This window comes from Kitasatospora sp. NPDC051702 (assembly GCF_040681575.1).
Lineage (GTDB): Bacteria > Actinomycetota > Actinomycetes > Streptomycetales > Streptomycetaceae > Kitasatospora.
The window spans coordinates 17,562-31,211 of sequence record NZ_JBFAZB010000071.1; the positions used below are offsets into that span (position 1 = coordinate 17,562).

At 69.9% G+C, this 13,650-nt stretch carries 12 protein-coding genes; 6 read left to right on the forward strand and 6 right to left on the reverse strand.

The annotated features are described in order from the left end of the window. The first annotated feature begins 44 nt into the window (after positions 1-44). Positions 45-950: a VOC family protein gene (locus tag AB0N04_RS36355; protein WP_360220769.1), complete on the forward strand. Its 906-nt coding sequence runs from the start codon at positions 45-47 to the stop codon at positions 948-950. Between the two features lie 127 nt (positions 951-1,077). Further along, entirely contained in the window at positions 1,078-1,575 is a 498-nt protein-coding gene (locus AB0N04_RS36360; RefSeq protein WP_360220766.1) for an SRPBCC family protein, read from the forward strand. A gap of 146 nt (positions 1,576-1,721) precedes the next feature. Here the strand turns inward: AB0N04_RS36360 and AB0N04_RS36365 are convergent, their stop codons facing one another. The 3 genes from AB0N04_RS36365 to AB0N04_RS36375 form a co-directional block, all read right to left on the reverse strand. Next, the gene (locus AB0N04_RS36365) at positions 1,722-2,528 is read right to left on the reverse strand and encodes a GntR family transcriptional regulator (protein ID WP_360220763.1); all 807 of its coding nucleotides are present in this window, start codon (positions 2,526-2,528) and stop codon (positions 1,722-1,724) included. Positions 2,529-2,761: 233 nt separating this feature from the next. Further along, positions 2,762-3,871: a CE1758 family FMN-dependent luciferase-like monooxygenase gene (locus AB0N04_RS36370; RefSeq protein ID WP_360220760.1), complete on the reverse strand. Its 1,110-nt coding sequence runs from the start codon at positions 3,869-3,871 to the stop codon at positions 2,762-2,764. A gap of 99 nt (positions 3,872-3,970) precedes the next feature. Further along, positions 3,971-4,537, reverse strand: a complete 567-nt coding sequence (locus AB0N04_RS36375) for an isochorismatase family protein (protein WP_360220757.1) — start codon at positions 4,535-4,537, stop codon at positions 3,971-3,973. A 215-nt stretch (positions 4,538-4,752) separates the two neighbouring features. On the opposite strand from AB0N04_RS36375, the gene AB0N04_RS36380 reads away from it, so the two are divergent. Further along, the gene (locus tag AB0N04_RS36380; protein WP_360220754.1) at positions 4,753-5,304 is read left to right on the forward strand and encodes a MarR family winged helix-turn-helix transcriptional regulator; all 552 of its coding nucleotides are present in this window, start codon (positions 4,753-4,755) and stop codon (positions 5,302-5,304) included. Between the two features lie 31 nt (positions 5,305-5,335). On the opposite strand, the gene AB0N04_RS36385 is transcribed toward AB0N04_RS36380, so the two are convergent. The 3 genes from AB0N04_RS36385 to AB0N04_RS36395 form a co-directional block, all read right to left on the reverse strand. After that, positions 5,336-5,554: a hypothetical protein gene (locus tag AB0N04_RS36385; RefSeq protein ID WP_360220751.1), complete on the reverse strand. Its 219-nt coding sequence runs from the start codon at positions 5,552-5,554 to the stop codon at positions 5,336-5,338. A 149-nt stretch (positions 5,555-5,703) separates the two neighbouring features. After that, entirely contained in the window at positions 5,704-7,422 is a 1,719-nt protein-coding gene (locus tag AB0N04_RS36390; RefSeq protein WP_360220748.1) for a CocE/NonD family hydrolase, read from the reverse strand. Positions 7,423-7,814: 392 nt separating this feature from the next. Further along, on the reverse strand, positions 7,815-8,312 hold the full coding sequence (locus AB0N04_RS36395) for a hypothetical protein (RefSeq protein ID WP_363365653.1): 498 nt from the start codon (positions 8,310-8,312) through the stop codon (positions 7,815-7,817). Between the two features lie 329 nt (positions 8,313-8,641). Here AB0N04_RS36395 and AB0N04_RS36400 point away from each other — a divergent pair, with 329 nt between their 5' ends. The 3 genes from AB0N04_RS36400 to AB0N04_RS36410 all read left to right on the forward strand — a co-directional run bounded on the left by AB0N04_RS36400 (position 8,642) and on the right by AB0N04_RS36410 (position 13,563). Further along, positions 8,642-9,235 carry a DUF6069 family protein gene (locus AB0N04_RS36400; protein WP_360220743.1) on the forward strand — a complete coding sequence of 198 codons (594 nt, stop codon included), beginning with the start codon at positions 8,642-8,644 and terminating at the stop codon, positions 9,233-9,235. A 270-nt stretch (positions 9,236-9,505) separates the two neighbouring features. Further along, positions 9,506-11,005, forward strand: a complete 1,500-nt coding sequence (locus AB0N04_RS36405) for a long-chain fatty acid--CoA ligase (RefSeq protein ID WP_360220740.1) — start codon at positions 9,506-9,508, stop codon at positions 11,003-11,005. A gap of 182 nt (positions 11,006-11,187) precedes the next feature. After that, positions 11,188-13,563 (forward strand): SpoIIE family protein phosphatase, encoded by a 2,376-nt coding sequence (locus AB0N04_RS36410; RefSeq protein WP_360220737.1) that lies wholly within the window; start codon positions 11,188-11,190, stop codon positions 13,561-13,563. Positions 13,564-13,650: the final 87 nt, after the last annotated feature.

Sequence of the window (13,650 nt, forward strand, 5' to 3'; positions counted from 1 at the left end):
GACGAGGACTTCCGGACCCCACACGAACGACGAAGGAAAGCACCATGCTGCACGTCAGCGGACTCCTCCACTACGGCCTGCAACTGCCCGATCTGGCCGAAGGAAGGGACTTCTACACCGACTTCGGATTGACCGTCGACGAACGCGACGACCGGTTGGTCGTGCGCTGCGACGGTCGGGACCAGGACCAGACCCTGCTCGTCGAGGGACACGACAAGCGTCTGCACCACGTCGCCTTCGCGGCGCCCGACGGCTCCCTGCCAGAACTGCAGCGTCACCTGGAGTCTCTCGGTATCCCCCTGCGGGACGCTCCGCCCGGCGGTCCCGAGGGCGGACTGTGGTTCCGCGACCCGGACGGCACCGCGGTCAACGTGCGCGAGCAGCAACTCGCCGCGCCCCGCGCGGTCGCACCCGCCAAGCAGAACGTGCCCGGTGACTACCGGCGCGTGGACGAGCCCAGCTGGCTCAAGGCGGACGCGGTGCCGCGCCCCCGGCGGCTGGGACACATGCTGGTCTTCTCCTCGGACGTGAACCGCTCACAGGACTTCTACGAGCGCGCCCTCGGCCTCCGGGTGTCCGACCGGATCACCGGCAAGGTCGTCTTCATGAACCCCGGCCCCGGCGACCACCACGTCTTCGGTTTCATCCAGAGCAGCCATCCGGGCCTGCACCACTCCAGCTGGGAGGTCGCGGGCGTCGACGAACTGGCCATGGGCGCCCGGGTCATGGCGGACAAGGGCCACACCGTCGGCTGGGGTCTGGGCAGGCACACCTTGGGCTCCAACCTGTTCCACTACGTCCAGGACCCCTGGGGCAGCTGGATCGAGTACTTCTCCGACATCGACCAGATCACCGACGACTGGCAGGCACAGGACTGGGACGTCCCGCCCGCGGTGTGGTGCCCGCTGATGCCGGAGCAGTTCCTGCGGAACGCCGAGCCGAAGCCGTAGGAGACGCCTCGGCGTCATCGGTCCTGACACCTGGGAGCAGGCGACCCGACCGATGGCGCCGAGCCCACCTTCGACACGTTCCCCGCGGCCGCCGGATGACGGACCGCGAATCACACAAGAGGAAGAAATGAAGCAAGAGCTGACTTCGGACCAGGCATCGCGATACATCGAGGCTTCGCCCGAAGTGTTGTACGCCCTGGTCTCCGACGTCACCCGGACCCCGGAGTACTCGCCGGAGGTCGTTCGGTGCACGTGGATCGACGGGGCAACCGGCCCGGTGGTGGGCGCGCGGTTCAAGGCGACCAACCACGCCGGGCGCGTTCCCGACTGGCCGAACAAGCCCGTCGTCACCGTGGCCGAACCGGGCCGGAGTTTCGCGTTCGAACGCACCGAGGTCGGCGCCGGCACGATCGAGTGGCGTTACCAGTTCGAACCGCAGGGCACCGGAACGCTGGTCACCGAGTCCTACACGGTGCTCAAGAAGGTCAGAATGTTCGGCTGGTTCATCATCGACACCCTCGCCGGGCTGAAGGACCGCCGAAGCGACCTCCAGCGCGGCATGACCACGAGCCTCGAACGCATAGCTGCCATCGTCGAGAACGAGCGGCACGACCGATCGGTCTGACGCGAACCCTGCCGGATGCACGCATCTCCCATGACGGTCCGCCGGTACGTCCGGCGGGCCGTTGCGGCTCGTCGGAGCGAAAGTGCGACAGTGCGACAGTGAACGAGACACCGTCCACACTGGTCACCCGTCTCCGCCGGGTGAGGTCAGGAACGTTCGTCGGGTCCCAACGGCCCGGTCCCCCGCCCCTGCCCCGGGCCCCAGGGCGACGGACCGGCGCCGACCAGAGCCATCGCCCTGGGCACGGCCTGCGGCCTGTAGCCGGGGGCCTGCTGCCCGAGCACGTTCAACGCGGTCCGCTCCAAGTGATGGGCCAGGCGGGACACCGCGGCGTCACGGTCTCCGGCGATCACCGCTTCCAGGATCGCGGGATGCTCGGTATCACCCGCCCGGGGCCAGCTCTCTGGGTCGAGCTGCTGGGTGATGCGGATGTAGCGCACGCTGCGGTCGGCCAGGGCCTCCAGCTGGCGCAGCAGAGGCTCGCCCGCCCCGGCGGTGAGAAGGCGGTGGTACTCGCGGTGCGCGACGAACCAACCCTCGCCGTCCTTCGCGCGGGCGGCCCGGTGCATCGCCGCCAGCTGCGCCTCGGCCTCTCGTTCAACCCGGCTGCCGAAGCCGTCCAGCGTCATGGTGAGGGCCAGGCACTCCAACGTGATGCGCATCGCGTAGTCGGCGTCCAACCCGCTCGGGTCCAGACCCGCCACCCGCATCCGCTGGTTGGGTTCGGCCTCGACGAACCCCTCCTCCTGGAGCATGCGCAACGCCTCCCGCACCGGAGTGCGGCTCACCCCCAGCTGACGCGCGAGCGCCACCTGTGACAGTACGGTGCCCGGCGCCAGCCGACCGTCGAGGATGCACTCCCGCAGCAGGGCGTGGAGCGGTCCGACCGACTGCCGGACGCCGGTCAGGTTCAGCGGCTCGATGCCGTCGATGACGATGATCGGTTGAGGCATGCCCTCCATTATGGCGTATCTGCATACACATTGAGTCGCGGCCGGGCGACGGTGCGGCCGGTTTCGGGCCGGCAACGCGGCGGGGCCACCCCGGAGTCCCCGGCCTCCGGGTTCGCCAGCCGGACGGCCGGAGAACCCGGAGCTTCCGCAGCAGCCGGTGGGAGCATCACGTGTTCCAGGACAGGCGAGCACCGCGCGGTACTACCCGTCTCGATCACCGGGACCGCGAGCGCTCATAGCGCTCTTCCGTCGGCGTCCGTGCGCTGCCCGGTCCGGCGCGCTACGGGCAGTGAGGCGTGCGCCGGCGCGTCCGGGTCACCGGCGGGTCGCAGGGCGGCGAGCTCCTTGCGCAGGACGGGGATGACCTCCTCGCCGAGCAGGTCGAGCGTTTCCAGGACGACCTTCAGCGGCATGCCGCCGCCGTCGAGGTGGAAGAGCTGGCGACTGTAGTCTCCGTAGTGCTCCCGGAAGGTCAGCGTCTTGTCGATGACCTGCTGCGGACTTCCCACGGTGAGCGACGTTCGCTCCATGTAGTCCTCCACCGTCGATCCGTAGCCGGCCAACGGAGAGTTGTCGAAGTAAGGGCGGTAATCGCGCACGGCGTCCTGGGAGTTGCGGCGCACGAAGACCATTCCGCCGACGCCGACGATCGCCTGCCCCTCGGTGCCGTGCCCGTAGTGGGCATACCGCTCGCGGTAGATGGAGACCAGGCGGCGGAAGTGGTCCTTGGGCGCGAAGAGGTTGTTGACGAAGAAGCCATCGCCGTAGCGGGCGGCCTGTTCGGCGATTTCGGGGCTGCGCACGGAGCCGTGCCAGACGAACGGCGGTGTTCCACCGAGCGGCCTCGGCACTGAGGTGAAGGACTGCAACGGAGTACGGAAGCGGCCTGTCCAGTCGACGAGTTCCTCACGCCAGAGCCGGTGCAGCAGCGCGTAGTTCTCGATGGCGAGCGGGATGCCCTCGCGCACGTCCTTGCCGAACCAGGGATAGACGGGGCCGGCGTTGCCCCGCCCCAGCATGAGGTCGACGCGGCCGTCGGCGAGGTGCTGGAGGACGGCGTAGTCCTCGGCGACCTTCACCGGGTCGTTGGTGGTGATCAGAGTCGTCGCGGTGGACAGGAGGATGCTGCTGGTCCTCGCGGCGATGTACGACAAGAGGGTGGTCGGCGAGGACGAAACGAACGGCGGGCTGTGGTGCTCACCCGTCGCGAAGACGTCGAACCCGACCTCTTCGGCCTTGACCGCGATCGCGGCCATCGCTTTCAGCCGCTCCTGCTCAGTGGGAGGCCGGCCGGTGGCGGGGTCGGGGGTGACGTCGCCTATGGAGAACGTACCGAACTGCATCGAAAGCTCCGAACATGGGAGGGAAGGGGAAGTCAGCGGAGTGACGGACGGCTGTTGCCGCTGCTCTCCACTCCGCGTCGCCATTGCCTGCGGCACGAGCTACCTGACGAACGGCAGGATCCTTCCGCCGCGCCAACCGTCCTGGGGTTGGAGGAGTTCGGCCAGGATCTGGGCCGTGGAAGTGATGGCAGCTCCCGCCCTGGCCATGCGGCGCACGGCGAAGTCCTGCCCAGCCTTCGACGGGGGACCGCCCGCGTCGGCGACGACCGCGACCTCGTACCCCAGGCGCAGTGCCGTCAGGGTGAAGTGGACGATCCACACGTCGCGGCCGACGCCGGCGATGATCAGCTTCTTCCTGCCGGTCTCCCCCACGACGGAGGCGAAGTCCTCGTCCACGGAACGGACACCGGCAAGACGGCCGATGCGCGCCAATTCGCCCTCCGGGCGATCCTCCCGCGCTGCGACCGACCGCGGGCCCGGGAGGTACGCGCCCGTGGAATAGGCGAAGAACAGGGGGATGCCGTTCGCCCTGGCGGTCCTGGCGAGAGCCAGGGCGTTGGCCGCCATCCGGCCAGAAGGGATGGTGCGGATCCACCCAACGGCGCCCACCTGGTGGTCGATGAGCAGCACCGCCGTGTCGGCGGCGGTGAAGGACGGTGCGGACACGAATAGACCTCTCTGCCGAGCCGGGCAGGCGCACGGAGGGGCGCGGCCGACTCGAAATTATTTGCCGACCAATTATCACACACTCGGGACGCCTGGATTGGCCGCCAAAATGCCCCGAAATCACTCCATATCCGCACCAGGATCCGATCGCATCTGGCCTCATCTCACGACATGCGGATTCAATTGGCCAACCAAACACATCCGGGTGAGATGATGTGTCGACCAACGACCCGCCTGCCATTCATGGAGGATCGACCACCATGCCGCCAGCGTCCGAATCGGCCCGGAACAGGGACGACGCGGTACCGACCGTCGCCGACGCTCCGATGAGCGAAGCGCTCTTCCGCGCGGCCCGCATGCACCGGATCACGGCGGCCAACCTGCTGCGTGAAACGGGCCTGTACCCCGGGCAGGAGGTGCTGATGATGCAGCTCTGGGCACAGGGGGAACAGCGCCAGGCCGACCTGATCAAGACACTGGCCCTGGATCCCTCCACCGTCACCAAGATGTTGCAGCGCCTGGAACAGTCCGGATTCGTCACCCGCAGCCCCTCCCCGCACGACCGGCGGGCAGTCGTGGTGAAGCCCACCCGGGCCGGCCAGGCCCTGCGAGACCGAGTCCAACAGGCCTGGCGGGATCTTGAGGCGATCACCGCCGCGGGGTTCACACAGGGCGAGTACGCACAGGCCATGCTCGTACTGGCCAGAATCGAGGCCAACCTCGACCGCACACCGCCCGAGACCGGCGCGCTGTCGGCTACGTCGTAACCGCGGCGCCGGCCCCGGGTCGGTCACCGTCTCACGGCGCAGGGGTGGGATTGCCGAAACGGGCGGGAGGCGACGAACGTCCGGAGACGACGGACAGGCCGACCGCGTGGGTCCGTGGCCCGTTGCCGCGGTCGACGCCCAGACTGTTGGCAACGGTCCACGGCAGTGCCGCGGCCAGGACGGCGCCACCAATCGCGAATGCGGCGCGGCGCAGGTGCGGGGTGGCCGAACGGATGGACCTGGTGGTCATCAGAGCGCTCCGGCATGAGTGAAGAACGGTTGTGTCGGTTGGGTGGCCCGTCCGGGCGGCGCGGCGCACAGTCGAGAGTTCGGTGGGGGTGGCCTGCCCTGGTCCGGTCGCCGCCGAGGCACCCTCTGGGCGAGAGTGGGGCGGCGCCTTCATTTCCCTCCGAGAACCGGAAGGAGAAGGCGTGAGCCGGAATGCACCGTGTTGACGCCGGCGATGCCGACGGGGGCATGGCTGAACAGCATCATGGGCCGGAAATCCTTACGGGTGTCGTCGCTGGTGAGGATCAGCCGGATGCGGTGCCCCCGGCGGAACCGGCGGGCATTGGCGACCAGCGGGACGCGGTAGTCGACCGGCTCCCCGACGGGGACGGGGTCCCGGGTCCTCATCGGAAGGACGGGCCGGCCCACCTCGCTCGCCGCCTCGTCGACGTGGCGCATGCTGGCACGCAGCCAGCCCTGGGTGATGTCGGTTGCCTTGCCGTCCGGATCGACGTCCTGCAGGAGCAGGATCCATCCCGTGTCGTCCCCGCTACTGGTGGCGGTCAGCCGCAGTTCGGGGTAGCCGACCATGTCGAGGTCACCGGGCAGGGGGGCGCTCGTCCAGGTCAGCCGTCCGGGCATGGAGTCGGCGCCGTCGGTGGCGTAGCTGCGCTTGCCCGGCATCTCGTCGACCGCCAGCGAGCCGTCGAAGTTGAGGGCCAGGGCCATGTGCGCGGCCGGCGGCGGCCAGGCGTCGGCGGTACGCCACTGGTCGGCCCCGGGCAGCCAGTACCGGATGGCAGGGCCTTCGAGGATGCCCGTGTCCTGCCCCTTGAGCCAGTGGTCGAACCAGGCGAGGGCCTCGATGTGCATGCTCTCCCACGGCCAGGGCAGGCTGTCGTCCCCGAGCATGGCCATGCGCACGTGGGGATTGTCGGCGAGCGCATCCCAGGCTTCGAAGAGACCGGGCAGGTGGAGAGCGACGTTGGACCACTCGCCGCCGAGGTAGACCGGGATGTCGACGGCGGCGAGCCGTCGGGTCAGGTCACGCTCGTCCCACCACGCGTCCCGTACTGGGTGCTCGGTGGCCACCGCCCTCAGCAGGTCGTTCCACGGGTGGGCGGCGCGGCGGAAGTGGGTGATCAGCTCCAGTGCGCGGGTCGCCTGGACGGGATCGGTGCGGTGGAACCGGCGGTGGACGGCGGGAATGGCGAGGATCCTGCGCAGGAGACGGGACAGACCCCTGCGGTAGAGGCGGTCGCCATGGGCGGACAGGACGCCCAGCGCGTGGAACCAGGTGGTGACGAAAGCCGCGCTCATCAGGCCGTTGTGGTAGGTGGCCTCCCAGCCCTGGACGGTGACGTTGAAGGGGAACAGCGCCTTGAGGTGAGGCGGGCGCTGGGTGGCCGCCTCCATCTGGGTCATGGCGTAGTAGCTGAGGCCGATCATGCCCACGTTCCCGTTGCACCACGGTTGCCCGGCGACCCACTCGACCAGGTCGAACAGGTCGTTGCGCTCCTGCTCGTCGAAGAAGGTGTACGTCCCGTCCGAGCCCACCGTGCCGCGGAGGTTCGCGATGACGTGGGCGTAGCCGCGCGGCACCCAGAAGTCGCTGGCGCCGGCCTCGATGATGGATGCAGGAGCGCCCAGGTCCTGGAGCTGACGGGGATACGGGGCCGCCGCGATCAGCGCCGGGAACCTGCCGTCCGCGTCGGGGCGGTGGACGTCGGCGAGGAGCCGGGTGCCGTCGCGCATCGGGACGGGCACGTTGTCCTCGCGGGTCGTCCCATGAAGAGCTGTGGACAGGTTGCGGTACTGGCGGCCCGTGGTCTGCGGCCCGTTCAGCTGACGCTGACCGGGCTCCACTCCCGCTGCCTTGAACCGAGCCATGGCACCTCATTTCCACGCATAGGGAAATTATTGGCGCCCACGGTACGCGCGCCACCCCGCCACGGCAAGAAGAATTTCCACACACAGGGAAATTAAGTCGCGTTCGCAGCCACACCGCCGAAGATGCCCACTGAAGGCACCCCCGGGGAGGCGACGTCCGGCGCGGGGCGCAGCAGGCGTCCAGCACATCCGGCACCGGGCAACGGCCATCCGGTCCAGCCGCAGCACGGCACCCGTGCGGCGCCGCCCGCGAACCAAGCAGCCGAAAGGCACGACTCCGCCCGCGCCGGCGCGAAGCGCGGGTATGCACCCCCCAAGGTCGAGCGGACCCGCTTCACCCGGCCGGCTTGCGACGCCCCCTTGCACAGGGCCGCCCGGGCAACCACCTCCGGTCAGATCCCCTTCGAGGCGTCGCCGCCCAGGGTGCCGGTGAGGTAGTGCTGCACGACCGGCCCGATCAGCCGGACGACCCGCTCCCCGGGCACGTCGGCGATGCGGTCGATTGCCCAGACATACCGAGTCATGGCCAGACCCACGAGCTGCGTGGAGACCAGGTCCGCGCGCAGGCGCGCCGCTCCGTCGGGAAGGCTCGCCGACACCGCCTGCAGAGCGAGGTCCGAGAAGACCTCGCGGAGGCGCTCCATCGCGAACGGTTCATGGCTTGCGGCGAGGATGATCGAACTGAGGATCTCCGCATTGGCCTGATCGCCCCACATGCACAGCGCCGCCTCCACGAAGGCCTGCCCGCGCTCCCCCAGTGGCGCCTTGGCGGCCTCGGCGATTCCCTCCCCGAAGGCCTCGGGCGGCTCCAACGCCGCCTTCAGCAGCCCCATCCTGCTGGAGAAGTAGTAGTTCACCAGGGTGGGGTCCACATCGGCGGCGCGCGCCACGGCTCACAACGATGTCCCGCCGAAGCCCCGTTCGGCGAAGGATCTGCGCGCTGCCGCAAGGATGCGGTCGGCCTGCTCGCCAGGCTCTCCCCGGGGCCCCCTTCCCGGTCGTGCCGCCATGCCCCACACCCCCTTCGCCATGTCCGCACTCGCCCGCTTGCGCGCCGCCGCGGCTTGCCGCGAGCTCGAACAGTTTCACCATACAGTGAAATTGAGGCCGTCCATCTTGCTGCCGTCGACCAGTGCGGCGACCCTCCGCCCCGATCGACGCCGACAGCCCTTGCCACCCGCGACAGTTTCACCATACGCTGAAATAGTTTCAACGGCTGATGAAACTGTGCTCATGCCTGTGCTCAAGGCGAGTGAACCCCGGTTTCACAGGTGGCGGGGCCCCAATCCACCGCCCGCCGACCGCCACCCTCACCCCGTCCTGCCCGTCATCCCCTGAGGTTGGCCCTTCGAACGGAGCAGTCACCGTGTCCGCCGCATCGCCCCCACCAAGACCATCCGCCCATTCCTCAACGAGCGCCCCGGACCGGCTGGCACGCGCCATTGCCGTCGCCGTCGGTCTCCTCGCGAACCTCCTGTACATGCTCGTCCTCACCGGCGGCTTCGGATACAACCTGAAGACGCCCGCGGTGTTCGGCCTGCCGGCCCAGTCCGTCCTGGTCAGCCTGGTCAGCGCATCCTCGATCGTCCCGACGTTGCTCGGCTGGGCACTGCTGGAACTGCTGGAACGGTTCGCCCCCCAGCGGGCCACCGTCATCTGGACGGTGCTCGCGGTACTGACGCTCGCCGGCAGCCTTCCCTACAACGGGGCCGGAATCAGCGTGGCCGACCAGTTCCTGCTGGCCCTGATGCACCTGATCGTCGGCGCGGTCGTGATCCCGACGTTCGTGATCACGTCAGCGCACCGATCCTGACACCGGACCCAGACCGATCGAGGACTCCCCGGCCCACCCCCTCCGGGCTCCGCAGGCCGCTGTACCCGTCCCCGGTCCGAGGGGTCGCACCTCCCCCGCCCCGGAGACGGCCGTGACCACGGCCCATGTGCCCGGCCGGACGAGCAGCAGAGCAGTCAGGCCCGTTCTGGCCGCTCCCTGCCCGGCCGGCTCATCGGCGGACCGCCATCGCTGACCGACGCCACATCCCACTTGACCAACCACCGTCCAGCCGGACTCCGAGGAACCACGATGACGAACCTGGCCACCTTGCTGACCAGCTCAGCGTCCACCCACGGCCACCGAATCGCCGTGCGGCACGAGAACACCGCACTGACCTACGCCCAGCTCGACGACCTGAGCGCCCGAACCGCCGCCCTGCTGCAGGCCCGCGGCGTCCGCCCGGGCGACCGGGTCGCCCTGTCCTTGCCCAACGTGCCGCTCTTTCCCGTGGTCTACTACGGCATCCTCCGCGCGGGCGCCGTCGTCGTGCCGACGAACCCGCTGCTCAAGGCCGACGAGATCACCCACGTCCTGCGCGACTGCGGTGCCCGGCTTCTGCTGGCATCACCGATGGCGGCAGCCGAGGCCGCCGTTGCGGCCAGGACCACCGGAACCGGACTCCTGGTCGTCGATCCGGCCGAGTTCGAGGCACGGCTCGGCCACACCGACCCGCGGCCCGCCGTCGCCGACACGAAGGACTCCGATCTCGCGGTGATCCTCTACACGTCGGGCACCACCGGCACGCCCAAGGGCGCCGAACTGACGCACCGCAACCTTCTCGGCAACGCCACCACCGCCATGGAGACGCTGTTCCACGTCGGCCCCGACGACGTGCTCTTCGGCGGCCTGCCGCTGTTCCACGCCTTCGGCCAGACGTGCGCCCTCAACACGGCCGTGGCCGCCGGCGCCACACTGACCCTCCTCACCCGGTTCGATCCGGCGGCGGCACTGGCGATCATCAGAAGGGACGCCGTCAGCATCTTCTTCGGCGTCCCGACGATGTACGCGGCACTGCTGCACGCGGAGCTTCCCGACGGATTCGAGGCCACCCGCCTGCGCCTGGCCGTCTCCGGCGGCGCAGCGCTCCCGGTCGAGGTGCTGCACGGCTTCGAGGAGCGCTTCGGCGTCGACGTGCTGGAGGGCTACGGCTTGTCCGAGACGTCCCCGGTGGCCGCCTTCAACCCGCCGGACCGCCCCCGCAAGCCCGGCTCCATCGGCCTGCCCGTCCGCGGCGTCGAACTGCGCCTGGTGAGACGGGACGGCACGAGGGCCGCGCCCGGCGAGATCGGCGAGATCGCGATCCGCGGCGAGAACGTCATGGTCGGCTACCACAACCAGCCGCACGCCACCGCTGATGCGATCCGCGACGGCTGGTTCCACACCGGCGACCTCGCGCGGGTCGACGAGGACGGCTACTACTTCATCGTCGACCGCACGAAGGACCTGATCATCCGCGGCGGCTACAACGTCTACCCCCGCGAGGTCGAGGAGGTCCTGTACCGGCACCCGGCGGTCGCCGAGGCCGCCGTCGTCGGCGTGCCGGACCGACTGCTCGGACAGGAGGTCGCCGCAGCGGTCGTCCTCAAACCCGGGGCACGCGCCACCGCCGAGGAGATCCGCGACCACGTGAAGGCCCGCGTGGCCGCCTACAAGTACCCCCGGGTGGTCACGCTCACCGACGCCCTCCCCAAGGGGCCGACCGGCAAGATCCTCAAGCGTGAGATCGTCGTGGCACCGCTCGAGTCGTGACCCGGGTCCGCTCCGCCCCGGCACCGGCTCCCGGGGCGGCGTGGGGCCGAGCAGCAGGCGCCGACGGTCGCGCAGCCGACGGCGATGCCGGCGCACCTCCGCCGTCGGCTGCCTTGCGGTCCCCCACCGGCCGGATGATGCTGGATGGTGCGCCATGAGGCAGGAGGGCCAGGTGCACCGCCATGGAACGATCCGGCGAGCGGCCCGACCGACGCTCGTGTTCACCGGGCACGACTCCCGCGGACATCTCGGTCGCGGTCGCCGTGACGGACGGGGGAGGACGCGTGGCGTACTGGAGCGCCGAAGCGCAGGCCCTTCTCGGATACTCGTCAACGCAGATCATCGGCACGCCCTTGGCCGACCTTCTCTCCCCCGACGAGCCGACTCTGCGGCACCGTGACGGGCGCCTGCTCGACGTCCGGACCCACCTGTTTCCCCTGCCCGATGCAGGAAAGCAGGAGGCTGTGCTGGTGGTGTTCTCCCCCTGCCCGGCTGCACCGACTCCGGCGAACGACAGGCTCGCGCTATGGGCGTTCGACCAGATGTCGAGAGTTCTCGCCATCTACGACCGTGACGGGCGGGCACTCACGGCGAACGAGGCCACCAAGCGGGTGGTCGGCCTCCCCGAGACGGAGATCCCCGGACGGCGGCTCACCGAGTTCCTGCCAGGTCCCGCATTCGAGGAGGCCGAACGGCGGATCCTGCGGGTGAGCCGGACCGGCGAGCCCGAGTACACGGAGCTCTTCGTCAGGTTGCCGCAGGAGGAGAAGGCTCACGCCTGGGCCGTCGACATCTTCCCGCTCAAGGATGCGGACGGCCGGGTCCGGGCGGTGGGCCTGGCCGCGGACGACCACACCGAGCAGTACAACACGCGCGAGCGGCTCGCCCTGCTGAGCGAGGCCAGGACCCGCATGGGAACGAGCCTCGACGTGGCGGGCAGTGCCAAGGAGCTCGTCGACGTCCTGGTACCCCGCTTTGCGGACTTCGCCGCCGTCGACCTGCTCGACGTCGTCCTGCGCGGCGCGCTACCGCCTCCCGGTTCGCCGATCGGGCCGGCGACCCTGCGGCGCGCGGCCCAGGGATGCTCTCGCCGGCTCCCGCCCGGCGCCCTGCTCGATGCCGACGAGGTGCGCACGCCTCCGCCGTCCTCTCCCCTCGCCCGCTGCCTGGCCGACGGCCGTCCGAAGCTGTCGGACTTCACGGACCCCGAGATCGTCCAGTGGCTGGCCGAGGACCCGCCCCACGCGGCCCATGCCGACGCGTTCGGGGCGCGCTCCATGATCGCGGTGCCGATCAGGGCCCGGGGCACGGTCCTGGGTACGGTCCTGCTGCTCAGGTACGCAACCGCTCCCGACCCTTTCGGCCCCGACGACCTGACCGTCACCGAGGACCTGGTGACCCGGGCCGCGATCTGCCTGGACAACGCGCGCCGCTTCACCCGCGAGCGCGGCATCGCCCTGGCTCTGCAACGCTCCCTGCTACCCCGGGAACCGACAGTCCACCCAGCCGCGGAGACGGCCTTCCGCTACGTACCCGCGGGAGGCAGCGCAGGTGCGGGCGGCGACTGGTTCGACGTGATCCCCCTGCCCGGCGCCCGGATCGGCCTCGTGGTCGGCGACGTCGTGGGCCACGGCATCAACGCCACTGCCACCATGGGCCGCCTCCGCACAGCCGTACGCACTCTCGCCGACATCGACCTGCCGCCCGACGAACTGCTCACCCACCTCGACGACATCGTCACCCACGCAACGCCTCCACAGGTCGCCGACGACGACGCCGAACTCCCAGGGGACATCGGAGCCACCTGCCTGTACGCCGTCTACGACCCCGTCTCCGGCAGCTGTTCCCTGGCGCGGGCCGGCCACCCGGCCCCGATCCTGGTCCACCCGGACGGCACGACCCGTACCGTCGACGTACCGATCGGTCCTCCTCTCGGGCTGGGCAGCCTGCCCTTCGAGGCGGCCGAGCTCGAGCTCACCGAAGGCAGCCTGCTGGCCCTGTTCACCGACGGCCTCATCGAGGGACGCGACCACGACATCGACGAGGGGATCCGCACACTGCGCCGGCTACTCGGCCGCCCCACGACCCCGCTCGAAGCGCTCTGCGACAGCGTCCTGGAGACACTGCACCCCCAGCCCGACGGCGACGACGTCGCCCTGCTGCTGCTCCGTGCCCGGGGCCTCGGCCGGGACAGCCTGGCCTCGTGGGACCTGCCCCGCGACACGGCGATCGTGGCGAAGGCACGCCGGCAGGCCTGCGACCGCCTCACCGCGTGGGGGCTGGAGGACCTGGCATTCGTCACCGAACTCGTTGTCAGCGAACTGGTCACCAACGCCATCCGCTACGCCACCGGCCCCATCCGGCTCCGGCTGATCAAGAACCAGACACTCACCTGCGAGGTGTCCGACGGCAGCAGCACGAGCCCTCACCTGCGCCGGGCCCGGCTGAGCGACGAAGGCGGCCGCGGGCTGCTGCTCGTCGCCCAGCTCACCGAGCGCTGGGGCACGCGCTACACGCACACGGGCAAGACCATCTGGGCCGAACAACCCATCCACTGACAGTGAGGATTGGCCATGGCATCGCCTGAGGTCCTGACTCGCCCACTGACTGACGCTTCGGTTGTCCTTTTTGGGAATCGTCGGTCT